Genomic DNA, 25,688 nt, shown 5'->3' with positions numbered 1-25,688 from the left:
CGTGCGCGGGGTCAAACGCACGAGGGGTATGCGCTAGTGGCGACGCTTCTTCTTGTTATAACCGCGGTCGTTATCATTGCCGCTGCCGATGGCATCGACGGATGTCCTGTTGCCATTGAGAATGCCGCTCAACAGGCCGGTCTTGTTGCCGTTCAGCAAACCGTTGCCGGACAGGATGTTGCCGACGCCGAGATCGACATTTGGCGATAGATTGACAAGGCCGCCCTTGTTGCTGTTACCAGAAAGAAGGCCACCCAGCAGTCCGCCGGCATGAGCAGGAGCCATGGAAGCAACGGTTAGAACGATCGTAGCACATGCGATTTTCGTAAGCATTTGTCTCTCCTCTGATCTTTAAAACAACGCCGCTTGGCGTGACCAGACAGTACAATTAGGATCGCCTAATGCAAGCATATGCTAATGTTATAATAAACCGTTAATATTAACATTTGTAAGTTGAATAAAATACGCGCTAAAGCCGCGCTTCCCGCTGACCGAACATCAACCGGCAACAACGCCCGTCAGTAGCGAAAGGTTATTAACCATCTATCCATAAGATATCTCTCAATTAGATATCGGAGATGTTGATGGTTCCTCGCATCGTTATCGCGTTGCTCGTCTGCGGTGCTTGCGCTCAAAACGCCGGCGCGGACCCGCGCGTCACCTACAATGCGGAAACGAATTACGACACGAACTATTTCAACGACATCAACAAAATAGCGGTTCTCAGCCTGCGCACGAGCATCGGGGTCGAAGGCGATATCGAACGGGAAGGCACCAAATTCGGCTACTCCTTCAACCATCAGGAGGTTCGTGTCCCGCGTTATGAGTTCGCCAACGAACACAATAGCTGGGTGAATTTCACGCTATCGCGCAAGATCTCCGACAAGCTGGAATGGAGCGCCCAGATGCGCGGTACGCGCAGTGACGCAGGCGATATCTTTCTCAAGTTGCCAGATGAGGTCATCGGCTATCGTCGTTTGGACCACAAGTTCGATTTTTCCACCACAGCCACGCTTGAAGCACTCGGCGGCAAGAATACGGTGACAGCCAGCTACACCAGCCTCATGAAGGGCAAGCTGCATTTCCGCCCCAGCTATTTCCTGCCTGCGCGGCTGGAAGCGAATGAAGCGCTCCTTGGCCTCAAAGCAGACCACATCCGCGCACTGGCCGGAGGCGAAGTCGGCGTGACCGTCGCCTACAACACCAGCCTGATACCGTACAGCCAGCAGCAACTCTATGGTCGCTTCCCTGCCACCAACCTTCGCGGCTCGCTCGCCTATGGCCGCAAATTCGGCAACAGCCTTGCGGTTCTGATGGAAGCAGGCCTCACGACAATCTCGGGGGATGAGATCGGCAATCAGGTCAAGCGCACCCGCCCTTACCTTCGCGCGGAAGCCGAATGGGCGCTCAACGACCGCCTGTCCTTCGGCGCAGCCTTCTCCCAGGATTACGCGCTCTATGATCTGGATGATGCACTGGGCGAGTTTCAGCGCCGCTGGAAAGCGGTGATGAAAACCAAGCTCACCAAGACGCTGGATTTCGACCTCTCGGTGGAAAGAACCCACAAGGAATGGATTTACTACGATGACAACAGCAGCGAACGTCGCCTTGTCGCCACGCTGGCGCTCGATACCGGCAAGAACCGCAAGCTGGAGCTGGAATTCTCCCGCCTGCTGCACGATGAGCAGGATGACACCGCCGCCTATCGCGGCAGTGCCATATCTTCCCGCTTCAGCGGCAGTTTCTAACCACGCTTAGAAACGGTGCGGCAATCCGGATCATCGGGGATGATGTATCAGGAAAACTTACGCCCACTGGCGACCAGCATACCCGCCGCGCCATCCAGCCAGCCCTTTTTCAGTTCCAGGGCCAGAAAGCGCGGACCTGCGCGCAGCTTTTCGGACGACTTGCGACGACGGCCCGGACCCATGACGCGGTCCAGCAGATTTTCACGAGCAACGACAATCGACGCAACAGTTGCCGTTAGGATCACAATATAGCGGTTCTTCATCAAAGTCTCTCCTTGATCACATAGTCTTTCAGCCCGGACTATCGACTTTAGAGAAAAGACGGTTTGAGATAATCAACACAATAAGGAATCGCGCGCATGTCCCAACGCCGCACGCAACACTGCTGCAGGTCCGACACCGCGGGGATTTGACGATTGCAAACCCGCCTCCAAGGCGTCTGTTTTTCGGGTATTTTAAAAGACATTGCGGCGGAGCATTTATTTCAATAGACGCCCGATTTCCGTCTGTCCTACCCCGTAAGAGCCTATAGGAAGAGCCATGATGTTCGCTCTGCCAGATACCGCCACCCTTTACAAAGCGCTGCTCGACCGCGACCAGTCCTATGATGGCCGCGCCTATGTCGGTGTCACTTCGACTGGGATTTTCTGCCGCCTGACATGCCCTGCACGAAAGCCGAAGCCGGAGAATTGCCGTTTCTTTTGCAGCGTTGCAGAATGTATGGAAGCCGGATTTCGCGCCTGCCTGAAGTGCCACCCGCTTGCTCCCTCAGCCAATGCGGACCCGGCGATATCGATGCTTCTGAATGCCCTTTCGGAGCAGCCGGACCGCCGCTGGAGCGAGCAGGATGTTGCATCGATGAACCTAGACCCGTCCACGGTCAGGCGTAGCTTCAAACGACATTTCGGCATGACCTTTCTGGAAATGGCACGGCTGGAGCGCCTGCGGCGGGGTTTTGAGACCTTGAGCGATGGCGGGCGTGTGATCGATGCGCAGCAGGACGCCGGTTTCTCCTCTCCCTCTGCTTTCCGTACCGCCTTTTCCCGTCTCATTGGGCAGGCGCCAGGGCGTTTGGCGGAAAACGCCATGTTGCAGGCGCACTGGCTGTCCACACCGCTTGGAAAGATGATTGCAGTCGCCGACGAACGTGCAGTCCATCTCCTTGAATTCGTGGATCGCAAGGCGCTTTCCAGCGAGTTGAAGAAACTGTTCGAGTTGTCCAAAGGTCAGCTCGGCGTTGGTAGGCTCCCTCCGCATCGGCTCCTAGAAGCGCAGCTGGCCGATTATTTCTCCGGCGCATCAGCGGGCTTCACCGTGCCTCTGGCCCTGCATGGCAGCGATTTTTCCCGCAATGTCTGGGATGCCCTGCGCGCCATTCCTGCCGGTGAAATCCGCAGCTACAGTGAGATCGCACGCGCCATTGGGAGACCGTCTGCAACTCGTGCCGTAGCGCGCGCCAACGGCGCAAACCAGATATCCCTCATCATCCCCTGCCACCGAGTCATGGGCGCGGATGGCTCACTCACCGGTTATGGCGGCGGGCTGTGGAGGAAGCAGAAACTCATTGAAATTGAACGGCAGTTTGTCGTTCATGAAAGGAATACTCCTCATGTCGCAAGCAGATAAAGCACAAGCTTTTGCGCAGCTTCACCGTGTCGGTGATCCGCTGTTTCTCTATAACGTCTGGGATGCGGGTGGCGCGATGGCCATCGAGGACGCAGGTGCAAAAGCCATCGCGACAGGCAGCATGTCCATGGCACTTGCACATGGCTACGAAGACGGTCAAAAAATACCGTTCGACCTCGTTATCGCCATTGTTTCGCAGATGTGTAAAGCGGTGGCCCTGCCCGTGACCGTAGATTTCGAGGGCGGATATGCGGAGGACCTTGAAGGTTTGACGGCAAACTGCTCTCGTCTGCTGGACGCTGGCGCGATTGGCATAAACTTCGAAGACCAAATCGTTGACGGACAAGGATTGCATACCATCGAAAAGCAATGTGACCGCATTGCCACCATTCGTCATGTTGCCAAAGGTGCAAATATCCCGTTGTTCGTCAATGCGCGAACGGACTTGTTTTTGCAGCAGAACGATAAAGGTAAACACAAAACTCTCGTTGCAGACGCGATAGAACGCGGGAAGGCATACGCACATGCAGGCGCATCCGGCTTTTTCATCCCCGGCCTAACCGATCTACCCGCGATAAAAGAGATATGTGGTGCTGTCGAATTGCCAGTGAATGTGATGCGGACCGGAACGACGCCTACGAAAAGCGAACTGGCTTCGACGGGAATCTCACGCCTTTCTTGCGGTCCCGGTCCCTATTTCGACTTTGTCGATCGCACCAAAGCAGCATTCAAGCTTCACGATAAGTGATTGGATGGTCTAGTCCGGCGATGGATTGTGGCAGCAGAATATCTGCTAGCAAAAATGGCCCCGTAAAGGAGCCATTTCTTTCTATAGTTTCTGCCCTGGCTCAGGAAAACTTACGCCCACTGGCGACCAGCATACCCGCCGCGCCGTCCAGCCAGCCCTTTTTCAGCTCCAGGGCCAGAAAACGCGAACGCTCGAACGGGCCTGGCATGACGAGATGCTGGGTGTGGCTGGCGAAGAAGCCGAAGCGTTCGTAGTAAGGCGCATCACCCACCAGCAGGACGGCACCGTGATCGCGCTTGGCGGCTTCGGCAATGGCGGCGCGCATCAAGGCGGAGCCGATGCCCTTGCCTTCATGGGCGCAATCCACGGCAAGCGGTCCCAGCAACAGGGCAGACACGGGACGGCCTTCACGGGTTACGCCTGCCTGAACATTCCACAGACGAACGGTGCCGATGACGTGGCCATCTTCATCACGGGCGACCAGAGCAAGACCTTCGGCAGGCACGCGGCCTGCGCGGAGCTTTTCCGACGACTTGCGACGACGGCCCGGACCCATGACGCGGTCCAGCAGATTTTCACGGGCAACGACATCACCCGGATTTTCAGCGTCGATATGAAATGTCTGCGGTGTGAAAAATGCACGTACAGAATTGAGAACAGCGGCCATCTCGGCCTCCCGTCACCAAGCCGCCCACGAAAGCGGCACCCTAAAATGAAAGCATGTCGCGCAAAGGCGTTGAGCGGTTTTGCGATACGACATGCGATAAATAATGTGAAACCGTTCCGGCCCGCCAGACCACGCCTTTCCTCGGCTGGACAGAGGTGCGGCAAGCAGGGTTTGCGCCTAAGCGCGGATGGCAAAGCCGGAACGGGAGGATCCTAGAGACTGTCGCCTGCCCCCAGACAGGCGTCACTCATTCAGATCACATAGGACTTCAGCGGCTCGAAACCGTTGAATGCGACCGCCGAATAGGTGGTCGTGTAGGCACCCGTGCCTTCGATGAGAACATCGTCGCCGATGGTCAGAGAGACCGGCAGCGGGTACATGTTCTTCTCATACAGCACGTCGGCGCTGTCGCAGGTCGGACCGGCCAGAACGCAAAGCTCCATCGCATCGTCGTCGCGCTCGGTGCGGATCGGGTAGCGAATGGCTTCGTCCATGGTTTCGGCCAGACCACCGAACTTACCGATATCCAGGAACACCCAGCGGTGGTTGTCGTTGTCGGACTTGCGCGAAACAAGCACGACTTCCGCCTTGATGACACCGGCATTACCGACCATGCCGCGGCCTGGCTCGATGATTGTCTTTGGAATCTGATTGCCGAAGTGCTTGCGCAGCGCCGTGTCGATGGCATGGCCATATTCTTCGGCAGCAGGCACGTCACGCAGGTACTTCGTTGGGAAGCCACCGCCCATGTTGACCATCTGCAGGTGGATGCCCTGCTTGGCAAGCGAAGCGAAAACGCGCTTTGCATCGCCAAGAGCAGCGTCCCATGCGTCGAGGTTCATCATCTGCGAACCGACGTGGAAGGAAACGCCGTAGGACTCCAGACCCATCTGATGGGCATAGACGAGAACATCGACAGCCATCTGCGGCACGCAGCCGAACTTGCGCGACAGCGGCCATTCGGCACCTTCACCATCGGTCAGAACGCGGCAGAACACGCGGGCACCAGGCGCTGCACGGGCAACCTTTTCCACTTCCTCATGGCTGTCCACGGCGAAGAGATCGATGCCCAGCGCAAATGCGCGCGCAACATCGCGTTCCTTCTTGATGGTGTTGCCGTAGGAGATACGGTCGGATGTCGCACCGGCGTCGAGTGCCATCTGGATTTCAGCCACGGAGGCGCAATCGAAGTTGGAACCCATGCCAGCCAGCAGCTTGAGAATTTCAGGAGCCGGGTTTGCCTTGACGGCATAATAGATCGCACTGTTTGGCAGAGCGTGGCGGAACGCGTGGAAATTGTCGCGCACAACGTCAAGGTCAACCACCAGGCAAGGGCCTTCGGGGCGGCGGGTCTTGATGAAGTCAATGATGCGTGCAGTCGTCATCGTTGTATTCCCTAAAATGTTCCGACCCCGGAAAATCCGGAGGACAAAGGGCGCTCAAGATATGCAGAACGATCCGCTGGTGGAGACGCAGAATCATTCGCATACGCTCAAGGCGCAAATATGAACAACGCCCTGCCAGGAGCATTATTCGGCTTTGTCTGCCATGGGATTGGAGGGAATCATACCCAACCGCACTTACGGCAATGATGGTGTGCCTCTTTAGTACCCCGGCTGATGGAAAGCCGGCAGAGAACCAGAAAGGCCCGCACCGTCGTTGCTTCGTATGTCCTCGCATTTCCCGGTTGGCCGGAATAGCGACTGGAGGGGTTAATTCCAGGTACCTTACCAAACTCCTCACCACATCGAGGGTCCGGCGGACACACATGGGCACGTGCGACTTTGGGCAAACGGGAGATAAGAATATTCGCTGTAACAATCAAGGGAATTTTTCATCATAATGCGGATTTTTTCGGCACTCGATTTTATTCTTGAACGATAGGGCTCGGACGTTCAAGAATATGGAACAAACAGGAGCCGTATATGGACACTCTCACCCGCATCAGGGCCTTTATCGACGTCGTCGAAGCGGAGGGTTTTTCCGCCGCCGCCCGCAAGACCGGGCGTTCCAAGGCGCTTTTGTCCAAATATGTCCGTGAACTGGAAGACGATCTCGGCGCGCTGCTTCTCAACCGCACCACGCGCCAGTTTTCCATGACAGAAGCCGGCCATACCTATTACCGCACCGCCGCCGATATCCTAAAGGAAATCGACAACCTTGCTGATCTCGTGCGCGAGAACAACGCCGACCTGAAAGGCAAGCTGCGAATCTCCGTGCCGCGCACCTTCATCGACGCGGAAATCGGCCAGAGCCTGATCGATTTTGCCAAGGAAAACCCGGAACTGGTTCTGGAAATCGTCGCTGAAGACCGGTTCGTGGACCTGATCGAGGAAAGCTTTGATCTGGCTGTGCGAATCACCAAGCTGGAAGATTCCGGCATGATCGCCAGGAAGCTGGCCGACTTTCGCGTTTACGCGGTAGCAACCCCTGAATTCGTGGATCGTTACGGCCCGCTGAATTCGCCGCAGGATCTGGCCAAGGTGCCCTGCATCGTGGACACCAACTCCCGCTTCCACAACCACATCCGCTATTTCGAACCGGGCGGCGGCACCAATTCCGTGGCGATTACCGGCCCTATCGAGGTCAACAGCCCGATGGCCACGCTGCGTGCCGCCCGCACCGGCCTCGGCGTCGCCATCGTGCCTGATTTCATCGCCAAACCGCACATTCTCTCAGGCGAACTCGTGACCCTGTTCGATGACTATATTTCCCGCGATCGCGGCATCTATGCCGTCTACCCGCACCGGCGTTACCTGCCCGCCAAGGTGCGCAGCTTCGTGGACTATCTGTCGAACTGGTTCAAGAATTACGGATGAGTTCGCAGCACATCTCCGGCCAAGCCGAAATTCGGTCCCATTTTCCGGTAGAATCACAAACCAGATTGAAGCGTCGAGACAGACAGGCATCCATGAAAAACGTGATCGTACCGCTGGGCGCATGCCTGTCCGCCTGTCTTGCGCCACTCAGCGCCATGGCGCACCCGCATATCTTTGCCGAAGCGCGGATGGAAATCATCGAGGGTGCCGACGGGAACATCGCGGAAGTGCGCAACATCTGGCGCTTCGATGAGATGTTTTCAGCAAGCGTGGTGCTGGACTATGACAAGAACAGCGATGCCAAGCTGGACAAGGACGAACTGGCTGAAATCGGCGCGACGGTGCACGAATCGCTTGCCGAATTCTCCTATTACACCTTCGTCACAATGAACGGAAAACCGGTAGATCTCGGCAAGCCCGATGCCATCCATGTCGATTACAAAGACGGTCAGGTGCTGATGTTCTTTTCCATGAAGCCGCAAAAGCCGCTCCCCGTAAAAGGCACGCTAACCTTCGGCGCATGGGACCCGACGCTCTACACGGCAATAGACTTCGCCAAGGACACCGACATCGTCGTCAAGGGCACGCATCTGGCGGCCTGCAAACACAAGGTCGTGCGGCCAGACCCGGATGAAATCATCTCCCAGAACCAGAACAATCTGACCGACGCCTTCTTCAACGATCCGACCGGCACCGACATGACCAAGCTGTTTGCCACGCGACTGGAGCTGAAATGCTGAGGGTCGTAAGTGCATTTTGTGCTCAAGTGTCCGGCAGCGCCAATGGCCGCCCCCCTCTGCCCTGCCGGGCATCTCCCCCACAGGTGGGGAGATCGGCAAGAGGCACGCCCCTCGCTTCATCCTCAACCTTTGAGACGGGCAAGCGGGTTGCGGCGATGAAATCTCCCCACCTGTGGGGGAGATGCCCGGCAGGGCAGAGGGGGGCAAACCACGAACACCAAGGTCTCATGGTTTCTTCACCGACCGACATGAAACAGTTCACCAGCGCTCGCTTTCTTCTCATCTTATGCGCCATCTTCCTCGCCACCCTGTCCACCGCCCACGCCCAGTCTCCACTCGGCATCGGCTCGGCAGAACCCTCCATCTCCATCGGAGGACCGCTCGCCCCCCTCTTCCAGTGGATCAACGTCCACCAGCAAACCTTCTACCGCGCCTTGACGGGCGCGTTGAAAGCCATGCGGGACGACCCGTGGGCACTGACATCGCTCATCGGCCTGTCCTTTGCCTATGGCGTGTTCCACGCCGCCGGCCCCGGCCACGGCAAGGCGGTCATCTCGTCCTATATGATTGCCAACGAAACGCAGCTGAGACGCGGCATCGTCATCTCCTTCATCTCAGCCATTTTACAAGGCGCGGTCGCCATCGCACTGGTCGGTGCTGCCTATCTGGTGCTGCGCGGCACCTCCATCACCATGACCAAGGCGACGCAGGCAATGGAAATCGCCAGCTTCGCGATGGTCGCCCTGTTCGGCGCATGGCTGCTGTTCCGCAAGCTGCGCAGCCTCATGGTGAAAGTAGAGCCCGCACCAGCTCTTGCCATCGCCAATCCCGCACCCGTCACCCTTGGCCCGCCAAGAACGGGAATGGGCAGCGGCCTTCGCTTCCAGGGCAAGCCCGTCTTCGCAGATCACGCCCAGAGCGGCACGGGCGACCTCTGCACCACCTGCGGCAACGCCCACGCGCCAGACCCATCCATGCTGCGCGCGAAAGATTTCAGCCTGCATGAAGCATGGTCGGCCATCATCGCCGTTGGCCTGCGCCCGTGCTCCGGTGCCATCATCGTCATGAGCTTTTCCGTGCTGAACGGGTTGTTGATGGGCGGCATCCTCTCCGTCCTCGCCATGTCCATCGGCACCGCCATCACCGTCTCACTCCTGGCCTGCCTCGCCGTCAAAGCCAAAGACATCGCCGTCCGCTTCGCAGGCACCGGCAGCACCAAGGCATCACGCATCACCCACGGCATAGAGATCGCCGGCGCGGTGTTCGTCTTGCTGATGGGGCTTGGCTTGCTGGGTGCATCCCTGCAGGTGTGAGGCTATGCGAGTGCGATTTGGTGGCCTTAGCTAGCGGTGACGCCGTTGGTACCGCGCCCGCAGCCAGAAGATCAAAAAGAAGGCCAACACCGCAACCGTATCGAAGGCCGCAGCGGCCCAGACGGAATAATGGTTTGCCAGCCACAGCGTAATCGTCGGCATGATGTAGAACAGCACCCCGAAGCCGAGGAGGATGGCGATGGCGGCGATGATGGCCGAGCTGCTGGTCTTGCCGGTCATGCCGTTATCCCTGCGCGAATATCTTCGAGCTTCTGCTTCTGAACGCCTTCGTCGCCAAAATTATTCGGTGAAAGCCACGCTTCGAAAGACTGCCGTATCACCGGCCATTCACTATCGATCATCGAGAACCAAGCCGTATCGCGGTTGGCACCCTTCGAGACCATGTGTTGGCGAAACACGCCCTCGAACATGAAGCCGTAGCGCTTGGCCGTAGCTTTGGATGCCTCGTTTTCATTGTGGCATTTCCACTCATAACGACGGTAACCGAGGTCATCGAACACATGGCGCGCCATCAGATAATGCGCTTCGGTGGCAAGCGGCGACCGCTTCATTTTTACGCCATGGGCAACGGAGCCCACTTCCACCACGCCGTTTTTCGGGTCCGGTCGCATATAGCTGGCCATGCCCACGACCTCGCCGCTGGCATTGTCAACAAACACCAGCGTCACCCAGCCAAACCCGGCCTGCGCGCCTTCGATCCAGTCGCCGAAAGCTTGCGAATTCAAAAACCCATCCTTCGGGAAATATTTCAGCAGGTCATTGATGCCGAGCCCGCCAAGCGCATCCCACAGCTTTTCCAGATGCTCTGCGCGATCGAACGGAACAGCAGTAACGAACCGACCTTCGAGCGTTACCGGTTGCGGTGCCGGACATCCTTTGAACTGGCTGAGATCGCGCATTCTTATCCCCGTAAAATGAGGGAAAAGATGTACGGTAGGTGGTTGGTAAAGACAACAGAGGATTGCGTTGAGGTTGGAGGGTGTGGCTCACCCCCCCCTTGTAACTTCCCTTCGCCTCAAAAGTAACACCCTCAACCCCAATATTGAGGTACGTACATCATTTTCTGATTTACGTACCTCAAAAACTCCTCTAAGGAATCTCCCGGGAGAAAACATGAAGCCGACAGTTCACGATATTGCCTCGAAGGCAGGCGTTAGTCTTGCCACCGTTGACCGGGTGATCAACCTGCGTCCGGGTGTGCACGCGGTCACGCGTGCCAAGGTCGAGACGGCGATTTTGGAGCTGGGTTATGTGCGCGATATGGCCGCCGCCAATCTGGCCAAGGGCCGCAGCTATGCGCTGGTCTTCATCCTGCCCAACAACGACAATTCCTTCATGGCCGGTCTTCGCGCCGAGGTGAGGGCGGCAGCCTCCCGGTCTTATGTTGAGCGCACCTCCATCCGCATCATCGAAGTGCCGCCTTTCGATGCGGCGGCGCTCGCCCAGGCGCTGGATGTGGCCCGGTTGGAAAAGCCGTCCGGCGTTGCCTTCGTCGCCATCGATGCGCAGGATGTGGTGGAAGCGGCGGATCGGCTGGCCGATAGCGGTATCGCCGCCGTTACCCTCGTCTCTGATATCACCGGCTCCAGGCGCGATCATTTTGCGGGCGTCGATAACGTCGCAGCAGGCCGTACCGCTGCCAGCCTGATGGGGCGGTTCTTACCGGAAAAAGGTGGCAATGTCGCGGTCCTAGCGGGCTCGATGCTGGTCAAGGACCACCGCGAAAGGCTCGCCGGGTTCCAGTCGGTCATAGCAGAAGAGTTTCCCGATCTGAGCCTGCTGCCGGTTCTGGAGGGGCGCGATGACCCCGAAACGGTTGAGCAGCTGGTGGCGGAATGCCTCAAGGCAAATCCCGATCTTCTCGGCCTCTACAGTCTGGGTGCTGGCAATCGCGGTCTCATCAAGGCGCTGAAGGCGTCGCGCCAATCATCGTATCCTTGCGTCATCGCCCACGAACTGACCGAAAACACCGCCAATGCCCTGGCGGAAGGCGTGTTCGATGCCGTGCTGAACCAGGATGCAGGCCATGAGGTGCGCAGCGCCATCCGTGTGCTCAAAGCGCGTGCCGATGGCCTTGCCGTCATCGAGGCGCAGGAACGCATTCGTATCGACATATTCTTGCGGGATAATCTCCCCTGACACTGACATAGCACTGGAGGAAACATGTATCTCGGTCTCGATTTGGGAACATCCGGCGTCAAGGCGCTGCTGATCGATGGCGATCAAAACGTCATCGGCTCAGCCAATGGCGCGCTGGACGTTTCACGCCTCCATCATGGCTGGTCGGAACAGAATCCGGCAGATTGGATCAAGGCAACGGAAACGGCGATTTCCGGGCTGAAAGCCAAGTTTCCGAAGGAGCTTTCGGCGGTCAAGGGCATCGGCCTGTCCGGCCACATGCACGGCGCAACGCTGGTGGATGCGGCAGGCGATGTGCTGCGCCCCTGCATTCTGTGGAACGACACCCGCTCTTACGCCGAAGCGGCGAAACTGGATGCCGACCCGCGTTTCCGCAAGATCACCGGCAACATCGTCTTCCCCGGTTTCACCGCACCGAAACTGGTATGGGTCGCCAACAACGAGCCGGAAATTTTCGCCAAGGTCGGCAAGGTTTTGTTGCCGAAGGATTATCTGCGCCTCTGGCTGACGGGCGAATATATCTCGGAAATGTCCGACTCCGCAGGCACCTCGTGGCTCGACACCGGCGCACGCAAATGGTCGTCCGAACTGCTGGAGGCCACCGGACTCTCCGAGAAGCAGATGCCATCGCTGGTGGAAGGCACCGAGGAAGCAGGCACGCTGCGCTCCGAGCTTGCCTCCTCATGGGGCATTTCTGCCAAGGTCGTGGTTGCCGGTGGAGCAGGGGACAATGCCGCCTCCGCCTGTGGTATGGGCACCGTGTCGGAAGGCCATGCCTTCGTGTCGCTCGGCACGTCAGGCGTGCTGTTCGCCGCCAACGCATCCTACCTGCCCAAGCCCGAAAGCGCCGTCCACGCCTTCTGCCACGCGCTGCCCAACACGTGGCACCAGATGGGCGTCATCCTCTCGGCAACCGATGCGCTGAACTGGTATTCCGGCATTACGGGGAAATCCGCAGCCGATCTTTCCACCGAACTGGGCGACGAGCTAAAGGCCCCGACAGGCGTCACCTTCGCGCCCTATCTCTCCGGCGAACGCACGCCCCACAATGACGCAGCCATTCGCGGTTCCTTCATCGGCCTGTCCCATGAAAGCGACCGCAAGGCGCTGACGCAGGCCGTGATGGAAGGCGTTACCTTTGCCATAAGAGACAACCTCGAAGCGCTCAAATCCGCCGGCACCTCGATTGATCGCGTCACCGCCATCGGCGGCGGTTCGCGCTCGCGCTACTGGCTGGCGTCCATTGCGACATCGCTCGGGGTCCCCGTCGATATTCCGGCGGAAGGCGACTTCGGCGCAGCGTTTGGCGCTGCCCGTCTGGGGTTGATTGCGGCGACGGGGGCAGACCCGGTTGCGGTGTGCTCGCAGCCGGAGACGGAGGAGACGATCGAGCCGGTGGCAGCGCTGGGCGATGCCTATGAGGAGGCTTATGGGCGTTATCGGGCGCTTTATCCGGCGATCAAAACACTTTCACATTGAGCCCTGGTGGATGGGGTTACCCCCCTCTGGTCTGCCGACCATCTCCCCCTCAAGGGGGGAGATCGGCAAGACGGCCCACCGACGCTTCACTCGCAACGTTCAAGAAGGGCGATAGCGAGCAACAGGTCGATCTCCCCCCTTGAGGGGGAGATGTCCGGCAGGACAGAGGGGGGTGAACTCCACCCGCCGACATCAAAGACATGAATACCATCCAAGGGAGAGAACCATGACCACAGGCTTTTTCGGCGACATCCAGAAAATCAAATATGAAGGCCCAGACAGCACCAACCCGCTGGCCTTCCGCCATTACAATCCCGACGAAATCGTCGGCGGCAAGCGCATGGAAGATCATCTGCGCTTTGCCGTGGCCTACTGGCACACCTTCACATGGCCCGGCGGCGATCCGTTCGGTGGCCAGACATTCGAACGTCCATGGTTCGAAGACACGATGCAGGCCGCCAAGCTGAAGGCGGATGTCGCGTTCGAATTCTTCTCGCTGCTGGGCTCGCCCTTCTATTGCTTCCACGACGCCGATGTGCGCCCCGAAGGCAAGACCTTTGCGGAGAACACCCGCAACCTCAACGAGATCGTGGATTACTTCGGCCAGAAGCAGGCCGATACCGGCGTCAAGCTTCTGTGGGGCACGGCCAATCTGTTCTCCAATCGCCGCTTCATGTCCGGCGCTGCAACCAATCCTGACCCTGACGTTTTCGCTTATTCGGCTGCGACGGTGAAGACCTGCATGGATGCCACCAAGACACTCGGCGGCGCCAACTACGTTCTTTGGGGCGGTCGTGAAGGTTATGAAACCCTGCTCAACACAGATGTGAAGCGTGAGCTGGATCAGCTTGGCCGCTTCCTCAATCTGGTGGTGGAATACAAGTACAAGATCGGTTTCGAAGGCACGATCCTGATCGAGCCGAAGCCGCAGGAGCCCACCAAGCACCAGTATGACTACGACGTCGCCACCGTTTACGCCTTCCTGCAAAAGCACGGGCTGGACAAGGAAGTGAAGGTCAATATCGAGCAGGGCCACGCCATTCTGGCCGGTCACTCCTTCGAGCATGAGCTGGCCATGGCCAACGCCTTCGGCATTTTCGGCTCCATCGATATGAACCGCAACGACTACCAGTCCGGCTGGGATACCGACCAGTTCCCGAACAACGTGCCGGAAATGGCGCTGGCCTATTACCACGTGCTGGAAGGCGGCGGCTTCAAGAACGGCGGCACCAACTTCGATTCGAAGCTGCGCCGCCAGTCGCTGGATCCTGCCGATCTGCTGATCGGTCACATCGGCGGTATGGATTGCTGCGCCCGTGGCCTTAAGGCTGCGGCCAAGATGGTCGAGGACAAGGCCCTGTCACAGCCTCTGGCAGACCGTTATGCCAAGTGGGATTCGGCAGACGCCCAGAAGCTGCTGCGCGGTGAGCTGAAGCTGGATGAGATCGCGGCGATGGTCGAGCGGGACAACATCAACCCTGAGCCGAAGTCCGGTCGTCAGGAATATCTGGAAAATGTGGTCAATCGCTACGTTTAAGGGTATCGCCTGCCCTTGTGGCAGGCGCTTCCTCTCCCCGCCCCGGAACCTCCGTCACCCCGGCCTTGAGCCGGGGTCCAGTGCGATCAAGTCCTTGATCGCAAGAGACTTTTTCGCGCCGCAGACGCGGCGCTGCTGGATTCCGGCTCAAGGCCGGAATGACGGAGATTGGGGCGAGGCCTATGCTTGAAAAGCCTCCGTTTCGTCGCCAAACCAGCCCTACAAAAAATAAAAATAATTTTTTCTCCACGCTCTCCCACCCTCTCGCATAATCCCCGTGCTTTCGAAGCAAAGGGGTGCAACGCGCGGCACTCCCGCGGTTCGAAAGCCGGTATCGACAAGCGGCATCTCTTAAAAGAGGGTCGTTTCCGTGGACCCACCTCTTGCCACTGGCCAAGCAAGGGACCGGGCGTTCCGATAGATATCGTGAGAGTGCTGTTGTAACGGGTCCGGCAAATGCCAAGACCTCGACCATACCTGCCAATGCAACACGCATTTGCCGGGCATTCATCATCCCTCCGGTTCGCTTTTCTCATAAAGCGGGCCGGAGAGGATTTTGCGTGGTTACTTCTCTGTGCCTTCTTGTGTGCGGCGCAACATGACCTATGTGTGGTGGGTTTTATGGAGAGCCCGGCTCGGCGCATGCGTGCCATGACATGAGGGTCGTCCCAAGGAGATTTTTATGCTGATCGAGAAATTGAACTGGCGTTATGCCACCAAGAAAATGGACCCTTCCAAGTCGGTTTCGCAGGACAAGGTCGACCGCATCATCGAAGCGGCCCGTCTGGCGCCGACATCGAGCGGCCTGCAGCCTTTCGAAATCATCGTCGTCACCAACCCGGAAACCCGCGCCAAGATTCAGGAAATTTCCTGGAACCAGGCGCAGGTCACCGAAGGCTCACACCTGCTGGTCTTCGCCGCCTGGGACAACTACACCGCAGACCGCATCAACCACATGTTCGATCTGACCAATGACGAGCGTGGCTTCAAGAACGAAGGCTGGGAAAAGTACCGTCAGTCTCTGCTGTCGTCTTACCCGCAGCGTGATGCCGAGGTGAATTTCCAGCACGCCGCCCGTCAGGCCTATATCGCGTTCGGCATCGCCGTTGCACAGGCCGCGTTCGAGGGTGTGGATTCCACTCCGATGGAAGGTTTCGATCCGGCCAAGCTGGACGAAATTCTCGGCCTTCGTGAAAAGGGCCTGCGCTCGGCAGTGATCCTGCCGCTGGGCTATCGCAAGGAAGAGGGCGACTGGCTGGTTAACCTCAAGAAGGTGCGCCGCCCGTTGGAAGAGTTCGTCACCACGGTGAAGTGATCGTTTAATCCGTTGATTTGGTCGATTTTTCTAAGTTCTGCTAATAATTGAAAAATCATACCTACAAAATGGTATCGCAGACGGGCATGTTTGCGATACAAAACAGCCGATCCCGGCTTCTATCAGGAAAGTTGAACATCAGTGCTACGGAACGTCTTGCCTTGTCGAATGTGCCTGATGGCAGCGTGAAGAGCGGCTTTTCTGCCGCCGGGTTTCGACGTAACAGATTTCATCCGAAGAGCATTTGATGACACCACAGAATTTTGCGGCCAGCCCCGTGCCTGCCGGTCAGGCGGCCAGCGACCCGATGGTCGTTTTTGACGCCGTGACCAAGACCTTTGGCGATCCGGCCAGCCAGACGTCGTTCACCGCGCTTGCCGGTGTCGATTACACCGTCCCCAGAGGCTCGATTTCCGGCATCATCGGCCGCTCCGGCGCGGGCAAGTCCACCCTCATCCGGCTCGTCAACGGGCTGGAGCGCCCAAGCGCTGGCAAGGTTGCCGTCGATGGCGTGGATGTCGGCGCATTGGATGAAGCGGGCCTTCGCACCCTGCGCCGTTCTGTGGGCATGATCTTCCAGCACTTCAATCTGCTGTCGTCGCGCACCGCTTACGACAATGTCGCTTTGCCGCTGGAAATCGCTGGTGTCTCGCGGGCCGAGATCAAACAGAAGGTCGGGCCGTTGCTCGATCTGGTCGGGCTGGGCGATAAGTCCAACCGTTATCCCGCCGAACTTTCCGGCGGCCAGAAACAGCGTGTCGGCATTGCCCGTGCGCTGGCGACAGAGCCGAAGCTGCTGCTTTCCGACGAAGCCACATCCGCGCTCGACCCGGAGACCACGCAGTCCATTTTGGAACTGTTGAAGAAGATCAACGCCGAGCTGAACCTTACCGTGCTGCTCATCACCCATGAGATGGAGGTGGTGAAGACCATAGCCTCTCAGGTGGCGGTCATCGACAAGGGCCTGATCGTTGAGCAGGGAACCACCTTCGATATCTTTACGAACCCGCGGCATGAAACGACCCGCAGCCTGCTATCGTCAGCCGTTGGCGTGAAGCTGCCGCATTGGGTCACATCTGGTTTGAAACCGGATGCAGCGCCCGCCGACCGCGTACTGGTGCGTCTCGTCTTCTTCGGCGATACCGCGTTTCAGCCGCTCACGGCGCGACTGGTTGCCGAGATCGGTCCTGACGTGAACATTCTCGCCGGTACCATCGAGGAAATCTCCGGCCAGCCTTTCGGCTCGCTGGTGGTGTCCTATCCGGCAACGCCAGAGGTCACGGCGCGTGCCAGCCGTTTCTATGCCGATACCGGCCTGACCACGGAGGTCCTCGGTTATGTCGCCTGATATGCTCTTTGCTGTTCTCTGGAAGGGTTTGATCCAGACCCTCCACATGGTCGCGGTCTCCGGTCTCGTCGGCTCGCTTCTCGGCCTGCCTATCGGCATTTTCCTCGCCACCAGTGGTAAGGGAGAGCTGTTCGAGGCACCTATGGTCAACCGCGTCATCGGGCTCATCGTCAATGCCGCCCGCTCCACGCCTTTCATCATTCTGGTGGTTGCGATTATTCCCTTCACGCGGCTCGTCGCAGGCACCTCCATCGGCACCTCCGCTGCCATCGTACCGTTGACGGTCGCGACCATTCCCTTCGTGGCGCGTCTGGTGGAAGCTGCCATTCGCGAAGTGGACAAGGGTCTGATTGAAGCCGCGCGTGCCATGGGCGCAACACCGCTTCAGATCGTCACCAAGGTGCTGCTGGCCGAGGCAAAGCCCGGCATTACGCTGGCACTGACGCTGACGCTCGTCAGTCTCATCGGCTACTCGGCCATGGTCGGCGCTGTCGGCGGTGGAGGGCTGGGGGATCTCGGCATTCGCTATGGCTACCAGCGCTTCATGCCTGACGTGATGCTGGTCGTTGTCGTCGTTCTCATCGTGCTCGTCCAGATCGTGCAAAGCGCCGGTGACGCGCTGGCTCGTAGCTTCGACAAGCGCAATCGTAAAAACTAAAAACACAAAACAAAGGAGACACCCCATGAAAAAACTCATCATCGCAGCATCGCTGGCAGCCCTGTTCGCAGGCAGTGCACTGGCTGAAACCATCAAGATCGGCGTCACCCCCGCCGAACATGCGCAGATCATGGAGCAGGTGAAGAAGGTTGCAGCCACCAAGGGTCTCGACCTCGAAATCCTCGAATTTTCTGACTATGTCGTGCCGAACCAGGCGCTGGCAGATGGCGAGCTTCAGGCCAACTCCTTCCAGCACCAGCCTTACCTCGACAACCAGGTCGCAGATCGCAAGTTCGATCTCGTCAGCGTCGGCACCACCATCACCACGCCGATGGGCGTGTATTCTAAGAAGGTGAAGAGCCTTGACGAGCTGAAGGACGGCGCAACCGTCGGCATTCCGAACGACCCGACCAATGGCGGTCGTGCGCTGCTGGTTCTGGCCTCCAAGGGTGTGCTTAAGGTCAACCCTGACGTCGGTCTGAAGGTCACACCTGCAGACATCACCGAAAACCCGAAGAACATCCAGATCGTGGAACTGGACGCTGCCCAGCTGCCGCGTTCGCTTGATGATACTGACGCTTCGGTCATCAACACCAACTATGCAACCGCTGCCGGCCTAAACCCGAAGAAGGATTCCATCGCCATCGAAAGCGAGAAATCCCCTTACGCCAACGTCATCGCGGTGCGTACGCAGGACAAGGACAAGCCTTGGGTGAAGACACTGGTCGAATCCTACCAGAGCCCGGAAGTGAAGACTTTCATTCTTGAAAAGTACAACGGCACGGTCATTCCGTCCTGGTAAGCGTCGCTTTCAGACGGCCTTTTTCAGCCTCTCCCGTGCAGACGGGGGAGGTTTTTTACATTCGGTTAGCCCTAAACTAAGACGTTACGGATTTTGCCCCATGCGCGTTGCAATTGAGAGCATTGCGGCGGGGTATTTTAATAGCTTTTGAAGACTTCACGCGGAATATACAGCCTTTAGAGGAAAAAAGATGCTGTCAGATGCCGCGTAAGCATGCCAGAACACTGTCGATCGGCCGGACCACCGCCGTGGCAGGGGTTTTGTCTGCGCTTGCCATCGTCGTCGCCATTGTCACCGTTCTCATTTTATCCGCGCTGGGCGATGTCGCCAAAAATGCCAATGCACTGGATGATCAGCGCTCTTTGGAAACGACCTCCGGCGCACTCTCCACCTACCTCAATCAGCTCACCGCGACACTCAACGATTACGCAGCCTGGGACGACGCTGCCCGATTTACCTATGCCGCCGATGGTCTGGAGTGGATCATCAGCAATTATGGCGACATGACCGTCAACAGCGAATTGTTCGATACGGCTGTCCTCATCGATATGAACGATCAGATTTTGATGTCCTACCGCCAAGGTGTGGCAACGGATTGGTCGCTTCAAGGCTATTTCGGAGATGGCTTGGCGGGACTGATCCAGCAGGCTCGCTCCATCCCGACTGGCCAGCCATCCGAAGTCTCGGGATTTTTGCGGACGCAGGACGGCATCGCCGCCGTGGGTGTTGCTTTAGTGCGCAACAAATCCGGCTTGCTTGACGTGCCTGAAGCCGCAAGACGGTATCTGATCTTTGCCCGCCATTTGACGGCGCAGAAGATCGAGCAGCTTGCGCATACCTACGTCATCAACGGGCTTGCCTTGCAGCCTCCCGATACGCATCCGGATTACTTCGTCAGCATCGTTGATCCCAGGGGGCAGGTGCTGGGCAATCTGACCTGGCAGTCGCAAATGCCGGGTGACATCAGCATGCGCGAGGTAAGACCACGCATCTTTGCCGCCAATGCCATCAGCCTTCTGTTCTTTCTGGCGCTCATCGCAATTGGTACCGCTGCACTGAGAAAGCTGAAAAGCGACGAGGCGTCTGCACGTCGTGAACTGTTGAGCGATCGGTTGACCGGACTATACAACCGCCCCGGACTGTTCCAGGGGCTGAAGAAGTGCCTTCTGCGGTCGGGCGAAGACAATTCCTACGTCAACCTCATTTATCTCGATCTTGATGGTTTCAAGGAAATCAACGATTCCTTCGGCCACGGTGCCGGTGACCTATTGATCAAGGGTGTTGCGGCAGCTTTGAAGGTGCTTGTGGCAGACGGCACGCTGCTGGCGCGGCTGGGCGGCGACGAGTTCGCAATCGTCCTGCAAGGGCCCGATGCCCGCATCGAAAGCCGCAAGCTTTGCGACGACATTCTGACCCTGTTCTCAGAACCCTTCATGATCGGTGACCGGGTGGCCGCCATCGGCTGCAGCATCGGAACGGCAGTGTCGAAGGGTGGCGATATCGACGGCGAGGAGCTGTTGCGCCGTGCCGATATGGCCATGTACGAGGCCAAGGAGAGCGGGCGAGGCCGCTACATGGCCTATGAACCGCACATGGACACACGCCGCGAGGAAAAGAACCAGCTCGAGGCAGATCTGAAATACGCCATCGAGCACGATGAAATCAAGGTCGTGTTCCAGCCCGTGGTCAACACGCTCACCCGCCGGATCAACGGTGTTGAAGCGCTGGCCCGCTGGAACCGCGCCGGTTATGGGCCGGTGTCGCCGGATGTCTTCATTGCAGCTGCGGAAAGCAGCGGTCTCATCGACCAGCTTGGCCTGGCCGTTCTGCGCAAGGCCTGCCATGAGGCGGTCGCCTGGCCGGATATAAAGCTCGCCGTCAACATCTCGCCTGTGCAGTTCAGAAATCCGCTTTTTGCCGCACAGGTTCTGTCTATTCTCGAGGAGCACGACATTGCGCCAGCGCGCGTGATGCTGGAAATGACCGAAGGCTATTTCATCCACCACCCGGAGCGGGCAGGTGCTGCCATCGAGAAGCTGAAACAGATCGGCGTCAGCATCGCGCTGGACGATTTCGGCTCCGGCTTTGCCAGCATCGGTTATCTGCGCCGCTTCGGCTTCAACCGCATGAAGATCGACAAATCGCTGGTAGTAGCGCTGGACGAAGGCGGTCGCTCGCTGGAAATGCTGACGGCCACCGTGGCATTGGCCCGCTCGCTCGGCATTCCGGTAACGGCAGAAGGCATCGAAACGGAAGACCAGGCCGCCATTCTGCACCTGTGCGGCTGCGATGAATTGCAGGGCTATCTGTTCTCAAGGCCAATTCCGGCCGAACAGATTTTGCCATTGCTGGAGGCGCAGGATGCGCCGGTGGCGCAGCGCAAGGTGTCTTGAGGTGTGATGTCGTGGCGTCCATCTAGAACGTGGCGTCAACCTACAACACGCGGTCATCCTCGGGCTTGATCCGAGGATCTAACGAACCCCAACATCCAACGTGGTCAGATCCTCGGGTCAAGCCCGAGGATGACGGCGGAGAGGGTGAAGGCGCTAGAAAAGGTAGAGACGACGGATAGGCGGCGGCTGTGGTGGAGAAGCCTACCGCCTATCGCCCAATATGCTTCTCACCCCGCATCTTCGCCAGATCGATCTGTTTCTGGCGGTTGCGGAAGCGTTGACGGTCTTCTTCGGTGCGGTCGTCATAGCAGCTTGGGCAGGACACGCCTTCTTCGAATTTCGGCGAGAGGCGAACTTCTGGCGTAATCGGGTTGCGGCAGGCGTGGCAGAGCTTGTGGTCGCCCTCAACCAGACCGTGGACCACCGACACGCGCTCATCGAACACGAAGCAGGCGCCTTCCCACAGGCTTTCTTCCTGCGGCACCTCTTCCAGATATTTCAGAATGCCGCCCTTGAGGTGGTAGACCTCGTCAAAACCCTGATCCTTCATGAAGGCAGTGGCCTTTTCGCAGCGAATGCCGCCGGTGCAGTACATGGCGATCTTGGGCTTGTTGTGCAGGCCGGGATTGTTCTTCACCCAGTCGGGAAACTCGCGGAATGTCTTGGTCTGCGGGTCGACCGCGCCCTTGAACAGGCCGATGGCGGTTTCGTAATCGTTGCGGGTATCGATGAGGATCGTATCGGGATCGGAAATCAGCTCGTTCCAGTCCTTCGGATCGACATAGGTGCCGACGATCTGGTTCGGATCGATATCCGGCACGCCCATGGTGACGATTTCCTGCTTCAGCTTCACCTTCATGCGCACGAACGGCATCTTGGAAGCGCGGCTTTCCTTGTGCTCAAGATTGGCAAATTCCGGCTGGGCGCGAAGATAGGCTAGGACATTGCCGACACCCGCATCCGTTCCGGCGATGGTGCCGTTGATGCCTTCTGCGGCCACAAGCAGCGTGCCTTTGACGCCATTTTGCTGACACAGCGTGAACAGCGGCTCGCGTACGCTTTCAAACCGCGCGAAGCGGGCAAAATGATACAGCGCAGCCACGAGAAAATCGCCGGCGGCTTCCGGGCGGGGTAGGGTGGAGGTGTCGGTCATGGCGGCTGAAATACAGCCAGATGCGCTTTTGCGCAATCATATTTCGCTGAGGCGTGCGGCTGGCGGTGAAGTTTTGAAAACACGAGCCTCATCACTTAGTTCGCAGCGTGTTCCCACAAAAGGCCGATGATCCTGCTTTCACTCTTGGCGGATTCGGCAAACACCCGGTCGGCAAGATCGAGACACTCCTGACGCAGCGCCTGCTGGCGATGGGTGATCGCATCGCGCAGCACACTCAGTGTTTCGCCGTTGGCAAAGCCTTCCGGCTCCTGTGTCGCAAAGGCTGCCAGCACGGAAAGATCATGTTCGTGGCCCAGAAGATCGACCAGCTCTTTGGCTTGGATTTTTTTGGCCCGCATGGCCGATGGCCAGACCCGCCGCATGAGGGCCAGATGCATCCAATAGACCTGTCCGCTCTTTCGCAGGTCGTGAAAGGCTTCGTCATGGGCCTGTTCCTGGCAGGCCTTGAGAGCTTCCAACGCCCTTTTGCGCTGCTTGCGCCACGTGGCCTTCACCAGTTTCACAGCCACTTTCCGGCTTTCCGGCAAGGAGAGCTGATTGAGGGCGCGCTTGCCATTTTCACACTCGGCAATCGCGGCTGCGATGCGCACGTGCAAGTCGCCATCGTCACCGGTTATTGCGTCACGCCGTTTGGCCAGGGTGTCGTGGGCGCTGGTAAGGGCAGCGCGCTCCGCATCTGTGTTGGTGAAATCCTGAAGGTAATGAATGGTTTCCACAAGGGCAGCGGCCTCGCGGGCCTGAGACAGTGAGCGGGCAATGTCGCGGAAACGCAGGTTTTCGTTGGTTCGGAACGCGGGATTTTCGGCTTGTGTGAAGCGGTAGAGGGCGCGCAGCCGCTTGAACTTCTTGCGTGCGTCGTGCACGGCGGCATGGGGGCCATCCGGTTGCTGTGACAAGCCGGAAATGGCGTCATCGATCAGCTCCAGTCCGACCCGTTTCAGTTCATCCGGAAAAGGTTTGGCAGGATTAATTTGGAATGACATGGCTCAACTCTGCACGCAAATCGTCTGTTGCCAGATGCTGGTTTGAAAAACGTGGATCGCCCGTGACTTCCGGGCCCAGCCATGTTGGCAAGTCGGGCTGGTCGGTCTCTGCTTTCAACTCCACTTCCGCAACGACAAGGCCCTTGTACAGACCATCGAAGACGTCGATTTCCCAGATGAAACCCTGATGCTCCACCGTGTGGCGGATTTTTTCGATGATGATGCCGGTGGCGGTGGTCAGCAGTTCCTCGGCATCGGCGACGGGAATGTCATATTCATATTCGTCGCGCACAAGGCTGTTGGTGCCGATCTTGATGGTCAGGGTTGCGCTGTCATCACCTTTGATGCGCACCCGCACGGATCGGTCTTGCAAAGAAACGATATAGCCTTGCCGGAACGGCGTGCGTGACGCGATCTGGTCGCGCCAGCTCTCATCCGCGACCAGAAACTTGCGTTCGATTTCTTTTGCCATTCAACAACCTGCCTGATTTCGGCCACCGTAACCTATGCAACTGTCATGAAAAAGTAATGAAACTGAAATATTTCGTTTTGCCTCGACAGGTCAGGCTTGGCGCGGTAATTGAATGCGCAATTCAATCGATTCAATAGAGGAGACACCATCATGGCCCAGGATTCCGAAAAGCTGCTTTCCATCCTGAAACTCCAGCCGGTTGTGCCTGTTCTGATTGTCGAAGACGTCGCATCCGCCGTGCCTTTGGCCCGCGCGCTGGTCGAAGGTGGCTTGAAAGCCATCGAAATCACTATGCGCACCCCGGCAGCGCTGGACGCGATCCGTGCTGTGGCAGACGAAGTCGAAGGCGCGCATGTGGGCGCTGGCACCATTCTCAATGCCAAGGATTTCGAAGCCGCTGTCAAGGCAGGTTCCACCTTTATCGTTAGCCCCGGGGTCAACAAAAGCGTTCTGGAAGCGGCCAAGGGTTCCAAGGTTCCGCTTCTGCCGGGTGCCGCAACCGCCAGCGAAGTCATGCATCTGCGCGACAAGGGCTACAAGGTTTTGAAATTCTTCCCCGCTGAACAGGCTGGCGGTGCGCCTTACCTCAAGGCATTGTCCTCACCGCTGGCAGACATCAAGTTCTGCCCGACGGGCAGCGTTTCGCTAAAGAATGCCAAGGATTACCTGTCGCTGCCGAACGTCGTTTGCGTCGGCGGCTCGTGGGTTGCGCCGAAGGAACTCATCGCGGCCGGTGACTGGGCTGGTATCACCAAGCTTGCAGCCGAAGCGGCAGCGTTGCGCGGCTGAGCGTTGGCGTTCACGACTGCGTGAACGTTACAGCCATTTGTATTCGTCGTCGCACTCCCTATCTCCTGTTTTGATATTGAACAAAACAGGAGATTTGAATGTTCGACGCGAAGAAGCTTCTAGACCAGTTTTTGGGCTCCAACGTACCGGGCCTGTCGGGAAGCGTGCGGGACCGGGCCGGACAGGCCACCCAGATTGCGAAGAACAATCCGATGAAGGCAGGCGCCATCGCCGCTGCCATCTTCGGCACCAAAACCGGTCGCAAGTTGGCGGGCAACGCCGCAGCCGTTGGTGGCATCGCCGCCATCGCCGGTCTGGGCTACCTCGCCTATAAGAATTATCAGTCAGGCCAGAAGCCAGAGGCCGTGCAGCAACCGCAGCCCACTCAGGCACTGTTGCCGCCACCGGTGGACTCCCCCTTTCACCCGCAGTCTGAAACGCTTTCCAACAATTTTGCACTGACACTGGTGCAGGCCATGATCGCCGCCGCCAAGGCCGACGGCCACATAGACGAGGCAGAGCGCGCCCGCATCATGGAAAAGGTGCAGGTCTCAGAGCTCGATAGTGAAGCAGGTGCCTTCATCGAGAAAGAACTTGCCGATCCGCTCGATATCAACGCACTGGTGGCCGCTGCCAAGACCGAAGAGCAGAAGGTGGAACTCTACACCGCGTCCCGCCTGACCATCGAGCCCGACAGCCGGGCAGAGCGCGGCTATCTGGATCTGCTCGCGGGCCGTCTTGGTTTGCCGGATGCGCTGGTTGAGCATATCGAGGCGACGGTTTCTGCTGCTAAGGTTTGATGGTTGTAGGTTGGAGGGTGTGGCTTACCCCCTCTGCCCTGCCGGGCATCTCCCCCACAGGTGGGGAGATCGACTCGTGGCAACCTCTTGGCCATTTTTGGCGGTGTGGATGGGTGA

At 58.2% G+C, this 25,688-nt stretch carries 24 protein-coding genes and 1 pseudogene; 16 read left to right on the top strand and 9 right to left on the bottom strand.

The features are described 5' to 3' along the window. Positions 1 to 33: 33 nt before the first annotated feature. Positions 34 to 333, bottom strand: a complete 300-nt coding sequence (locus tag CPJ18_RS03540; RefSeq protein ID WP_077120410.1) for a hypothetical protein — start codon at positions 331 to 333, stop codon at positions 34 to 36. A gap of 251 nt (positions 334 to 584) precedes the next feature. Here CPJ18_RS03540 and CPJ18_RS03535 point away from each other — a divergent pair, with 251 nt between their 5' ends. After that, a complete protein-coding gene (locus CPJ18_RS03535) occupies positions 585 to 1,748 on the top strand; it encodes a hypothetical protein (protein ID WP_146258646.1) in 1,164 nt (387 codons plus the stop codon). Between the two features lie 47 nt (positions 1,749 to 1,795). Here CPJ18_RS03535 and CPJ18_RS27580 read toward each other — a convergent pair. Next, positions 1,796 to 1,879 (bottom strand): annotated as a pseudogene (locus tag CPJ18_RS27580) (GNAT family N-acetyltransferase); the annotation flags it as partial. Positions 1,880 to 2,288: 409 nt separating this feature from the next. Here CPJ18_RS27580 and CPJ18_RS03525 point away from each other — a divergent pair. Next, the gene (locus tag CPJ18_RS03525; protein WP_103657077.1) at positions 2,289 to 3,374 is read left to right on the top strand and encodes a bifunctional transcriptional activator/DNA repair enzyme AdaA; all 1,086 of its coding nucleotides are present in this window, start codon (positions 2,289 to 2,291) and stop codon (positions 3,372 to 3,374) included. Next, positions 3,358 to 4,122 carry an isocitrate lyase/PEP mutase family protein gene (locus tag CPJ18_RS03520; RefSeq protein ID WP_103657076.1) on the top strand — a complete coding sequence of 255 codons (765 nt, stop codon included), beginning with the start codon at positions 3,358 to 3,360 and terminating at the stop codon, positions 4,120 to 4,122. The genes CPJ18_RS03525 and CPJ18_RS03520 overlap by 17 nt, the downstream gene beginning before the upstream one ends. A 100-nt stretch (positions 4,123 to 4,222) precedes the next feature. On the opposite strand, the gene CPJ18_RS03515 is transcribed toward CPJ18_RS03520, so the two are convergent. Both CPJ18_RS03515 and odc2 read right to left on the bottom strand, forming a co-directional pair. Then, the gene (locus tag CPJ18_RS03515) at positions 4,223 to 4,789 is read right to left on the bottom strand and encodes a GNAT family N-acetyltransferase (RefSeq protein ID WP_077106664.1); all 567 of its coding nucleotides are present in this window, start codon (positions 4,787 to 4,789) and stop codon (positions 4,223 to 4,225) included. 251 nt (positions 4,790 to 5,040) lie between these two features. Continuing rightward, the gene (gene odc2 / locus CPJ18_RS03510; protein WP_103657075.1) at positions 5,041 to 6,174 is read right to left on the bottom strand and encodes an ornithine/lysine decarboxylase; all 1,134 of its coding nucleotides are present in this window, start codon (positions 6,172 to 6,174) and stop codon (positions 5,041 to 5,043) included. Between the two features lie 540 nt (positions 6,175 to 6,714). Between odc2 and CPJ18_RS03505 the strand changes: the two genes are divergently transcribed. The 3 genes from CPJ18_RS03505 (at position 6,715) to CPJ18_RS03490 (ending at position 9,661) form a co-directional block, all read left to right on the top strand. After that, positions 6,715 to 7,608, top strand: coding sequence for a LysR family transcriptional regulator (locus CPJ18_RS03505; RefSeq protein WP_077106662.1), 894 nt, complete (start codon positions 6,715 to 6,717; stop codon positions 7,606 to 7,608). 92 nt (positions 7,609 to 7,700) lie between these two features. After that, positions 7,701 to 8,348: a DUF1007 family protein gene (locus CPJ18_RS03500; protein ID WP_103657341.1), complete on the top strand. Its 648-nt coding sequence runs from the start codon at positions 7,701 to 7,703 to the stop codon at positions 8,346 to 8,348. A 248-nt stretch (positions 8,349 to 8,596) separates the two neighbouring features. Further along, the gene (locus CPJ18_RS03490) at positions 8,597 to 9,661 is read left to right on the top strand and encodes a nickel/cobalt transporter (protein ID WP_103657074.1); all 1,065 of its coding nucleotides are present in this window, start codon (positions 8,597 to 8,599) and stop codon (positions 9,659 to 9,661) included. A gap of 30 nt (positions 9,662 to 9,691) precedes the next feature. On the opposite strand, the gene CPJ18_RS03485 is transcribed toward CPJ18_RS03490, so the two are convergent. Both CPJ18_RS03485 and CPJ18_RS03480 read right to left on the bottom strand, forming a co-directional pair. Beyond that, complete coding sequence (locus CPJ18_RS03485) at positions 9,692 to 9,901, bottom strand: hypothetical protein (RefSeq protein ID WP_103586550.1); 210 nt, start codon at positions 9,899 to 9,901, stop codon at positions 9,692 to 9,694. Beyond that, positions 9,898 to 10,581 (bottom strand): GNAT family N-acetyltransferase, encoded by a 684-nt coding sequence (locus CPJ18_RS03480; RefSeq protein ID WP_103657073.1) that lies wholly within the window; start codon positions 10,579 to 10,581, stop codon positions 9,898 to 9,900. Before CPJ18_RS03480 ends, CPJ18_RS03485 begins: the two co-directional genes overlap by 4 nt. A 214-nt stretch (positions 10,582 to 10,795) precedes the next feature. Between CPJ18_RS03480 and CPJ18_RS03475 the strand changes: the two genes are divergently transcribed. The 8 genes from CPJ18_RS03475 to CPJ18_RS03435 all read left to right on the top strand — a co-directional run bounded on the left by CPJ18_RS03475 (position 10,796) and on the right by CPJ18_RS03435 (position 21,353). Continuing rightward, a complete protein-coding gene (locus CPJ18_RS03475; RefSeq protein ID WP_103657072.1) occupies positions 10,796 to 11,821 on the top strand; it encodes a LacI family DNA-binding transcriptional regulator in 1,026 nt (341 codons plus the stop codon). 24 nt (positions 11,822 to 11,845) lie between these two features. Continuing rightward, entirely contained in the window at positions 11,846 to 13,300 is a 1,455-nt protein-coding gene (gene xylB, locus CPJ18_RS03470; RefSeq protein ID WP_103657071.1) for a xylulokinase, read from the top strand. A gap of 226 nt (positions 13,301 to 13,526) precedes the next feature. After that, the gene (gene xylA / locus CPJ18_RS03460; RefSeq protein WP_103657070.1) at positions 13,527 to 14,837 is read left to right on the top strand and encodes a xylose isomerase; all 1,311 of its coding nucleotides are present in this window, start codon (positions 13,527 to 13,529) and stop codon (positions 14,835 to 14,837) included. A 682-nt stretch (positions 14,838 to 15,519) separates the two neighbouring features. Then, positions 15,520 to 16,152: an NAD(P)H-dependent oxidoreductase gene (locus CPJ18_RS03455; RefSeq protein ID WP_077120441.1), complete on the top strand. Its 633-nt coding sequence runs from the start codon at positions 15,520 to 15,522 to the stop codon at positions 16,150 to 16,152. Between the two features lie 307 nt (positions 16,153 to 16,459). Further along, the gene (locus CPJ18_RS03450; protein WP_103657340.1) at positions 16,460 to 17,500 is read left to right on the top strand and encodes a methionine ABC transporter ATP-binding protein; all 1,041 of its coding nucleotides are present in this window, start codon (positions 16,460 to 16,462) and stop codon (positions 17,498 to 17,500) included. Further along, on the top strand, positions 17,490 to 18,158 hold the full coding sequence (locus tag CPJ18_RS03445) for a methionine ABC transporter permease (protein WP_103657069.1): 669 nt from the start codon (positions 17,490 to 17,492) through the stop codon (positions 18,156 to 18,158). Before CPJ18_RS03450 ends, CPJ18_RS03445 begins: the two co-directional genes overlap by 11 nt. Positions 18,159 to 18,183: 25 nt before the next feature. Next, the gene (locus CPJ18_RS03440) at positions 18,184 to 18,960 is read left to right on the top strand and encodes a MetQ/NlpA family ABC transporter substrate-binding protein (RefSeq protein ID WP_077120436.1); all 777 of its coding nucleotides are present in this window, start codon (positions 18,184 to 18,186) and stop codon (positions 18,958 to 18,960) included. Positions 18,961 to 19,160: 200 nt separating this feature from the next. Next, complete coding sequence (locus CPJ18_RS03435; protein ID WP_103657068.1) at positions 19,161 to 21,353, top strand: putative bifunctional diguanylate cyclase/phosphodiesterase; 2,193 nt, start codon at positions 19,161 to 19,163, stop codon at positions 21,351 to 21,353. Positions 21,354 to 21,561: 208 nt separating this feature from the next. Here the strand turns inward: CPJ18_RS03435 and trhO are convergent, their stop codons facing one another. The 3 genes from trhO to CPJ18_RS03420 form a co-directional block, all read right to left on the bottom strand. After that, positions 21,562 to 22,506 carry an oxygen-dependent tRNA uridine(34) hydroxylase TrhO gene (gene trhO, locus CPJ18_RS03430; protein WP_103657067.1) on the bottom strand — a complete coding sequence of 315 codons (945 nt, stop codon included), beginning with the start codon at positions 22,504 to 22,506 and terminating at the stop codon, positions 21,562 to 21,564. Between the two features lie 95 nt (positions 22,507 to 22,601). Beyond that, on the bottom strand, positions 22,602 to 23,510 hold the full coding sequence (locus CPJ18_RS03425; RefSeq protein ID WP_103657066.1) for a CHAD domain-containing protein: 909 nt from the start codon (positions 23,508 to 23,510) through the stop codon (positions 22,602 to 22,604). Continuing rightward, positions 23,494 to 23,982, bottom strand: coding sequence for a CYTH domain-containing protein (locus CPJ18_RS03420; protein WP_103586542.1), 489 nt, complete (start codon positions 23,980 to 23,982; stop codon positions 23,494 to 23,496). Before CPJ18_RS03420 ends, CPJ18_RS03425 begins: the two co-directional genes overlap by 17 nt. Positions 23,983 to 24,132: 150 nt before the next feature. Here CPJ18_RS03420 and CPJ18_RS03415 point away from each other — a divergent pair, with 150 nt between their 5' ends. Further along, complete coding sequence (locus CPJ18_RS03415) at positions 24,133 to 24,771, top strand: 2-dehydro-3-deoxy-phosphogluconate aldolase (RefSeq protein WP_103657065.1); 639 nt, start codon at positions 24,133 to 24,135, stop codon at positions 24,769 to 24,771. A 98-nt stretch (positions 24,772 to 24,869) separates the two neighbouring features. Then, positions 24,870 to 25,571, top strand: coding sequence for a tellurite resistance TerB family protein (locus CPJ18_RS03410; protein WP_103657064.1), 702 nt, complete (start codon positions 24,870 to 24,872; stop codon positions 25,569 to 25,571). Positions 25,572 to 25,688 lie beyond the last annotated feature (117 nt).

The organism is Agrobacterium rosae (assembly GCF_002915175.1).
Lineage (GTDB): Bacteria > Pseudomonadota > Alphaproteobacteria > Rhizobiales > Rhizobiaceae > Agrobacterium > Agrobacterium rosae.
The sequence above is the reverse complement of the archived record's forward strand: the minus strand, read 5'-3'. Positions and strand labels throughout refer to the sequence as shown.

Excerpts from the sequence above, each read along its gene's own strand:
- CPJ18_RS03540 (WP_077120410.1), bottom strand. The coding sequence starts at position 333 with ATGCTTACGAAAATCGCATGTGCTACGATCGTTCTAACCGTTGCTTCC.
- CPJ18_RS03535 (WP_146258646.1), top strand. The coding sequence starts at position 585 with ATGGTTCCTCGCATCGTTATCGCGTTGCTCGTCTGCGGTGCTTGCGCT.
- CPJ18_RS03525 (WP_103657077.1), top strand. The coding sequence starts at position 2,289 with ATGATGTTCGCTCTGCCAGATACCGCCACCCTTTACAAAGCGCTGCTC.
- CPJ18_RS03520 (WP_103657076.1), top strand. The coding sequence starts at position 3,358 with ATGTCGCAAGCAGATAAAGCACAAGCTTTTGCGCAGCTTCACCGTGTC.
- CPJ18_RS03515 (WP_077106664.1), bottom strand. The coding sequence starts at position 4,789 with ATGGCCGCTGTTCTCAATTCTGTACGTGCATTTTTCACACCGCAGACA.
- odc2 (WP_103657075.1), bottom strand. The coding sequence starts at position 6,174 with ATGACGACTGCACGCATCATTGACTTCATCAAGACCCGCCGCCCCGAA.
- CPJ18_RS03505 (WP_077106662.1), top strand. The coding sequence starts at position 6,715 with ATGGACACTCTCACCCGCATCAGGGCCTTTATCGACGTCGTCGAAGCG.
- CPJ18_RS03500 (WP_103657341.1), top strand. The coding sequence starts at position 7,701 with ATGAAAAACGTGATCGTACCGCTGGGCGCATGCCTGTCCGCCTGTCTT.
- CPJ18_RS03490 (WP_103657074.1), top strand. The coding sequence starts at position 8,597 with ATGAAACAGTTCACCAGCGCTCGCTTTCTTCTCATCTTATGCGCCATC.
- CPJ18_RS03485 (WP_103586550.1), bottom strand. The coding sequence starts at position 9,901 with ATGACCGGCAAGACCAGCAGCTCGGCCATCATCGCCGCCATCGCCATC.
- CPJ18_RS03480 (WP_103657073.1), bottom strand. The coding sequence starts at position 10,581 with ATGCGCGATCTCAGCCAGTTCAAAGGATGTCCGGCACCGCAACCGGTA.
- CPJ18_RS03475 (WP_103657072.1), top strand. The coding sequence starts at position 10,796 with ATGAAGCCGACAGTTCACGATATTGCCTCGAAGGCAGGCGTTAGTCTT.
- xylB (WP_103657071.1), top strand. The coding sequence starts at position 11,846 with ATGTATCTCGGTCTCGATTTGGGAACATCCGGCGTCAAGGCGCTGCTG.
- xylA (WP_103657070.1), top strand. The coding sequence starts at position 13,527 with ATGACCACAGGCTTTTTCGGCGACATCCAGAAAATCAAATATGAAGGC.
- CPJ18_RS03455 (WP_077120441.1), top strand. The coding sequence starts at position 15,520 with ATGCTGATCGAGAAATTGAACTGGCGTTATGCCACCAAGAAAATGGAC.
- CPJ18_RS03450 (WP_103657340.1), top strand. The coding sequence starts at position 16,460 with ATGGTCGTTTTTGACGCCGTGACCAAGACCTTTGGCGATCCGGCCAGC.
- CPJ18_RS03445 (WP_103657069.1), top strand. The coding sequence starts at position 17,490 with ATGTCGCCTGATATGCTCTTTGCTGTTCTCTGGAAGGGTTTGATCCAG.
- CPJ18_RS03440 (WP_077120436.1), top strand. The coding sequence starts at position 18,184 with ATGAAAAAACTCATCATCGCAGCATCGCTGGCAGCCCTGTTCGCAGGC.
- CPJ18_RS03435 (WP_103657068.1), top strand. The coding sequence starts at position 19,161 with ATGCCGCGTAAGCATGCCAGAACACTGTCGATCGGCCGGACCACCGCC.
- trhO (WP_103657067.1), bottom strand. The coding sequence starts at position 22,506 with ATGACCGACACCTCCACCCTACCCCGCCCGGAAGCCGCCGGCGATTTT.
- CPJ18_RS03425 (WP_103657066.1), bottom strand. The coding sequence starts at position 23,510 with ATGTCATTCCAAATTAATCCTGCCAAACCTTTTCCGGATGAACTGAAA.
- CPJ18_RS03420 (WP_103586542.1), bottom strand. The coding sequence starts at position 23,982 with ATGGCAAAAGAAATCGAACGCAAGTTTCTGGTCGCGGATGAGAGCTGG.
- CPJ18_RS03415 (WP_103657065.1), top strand. The coding sequence starts at position 24,133 with ATGGCCCAGGATTCCGAAAAGCTGCTTTCCATCCTGAAACTCCAGCCG.
- CPJ18_RS03410 (WP_103657064.1), top strand. The coding sequence starts at position 24,870 with ATGTTCGACGCGAAGAAGCTTCTAGACCAGTTTTTGGGCTCCAACGTA.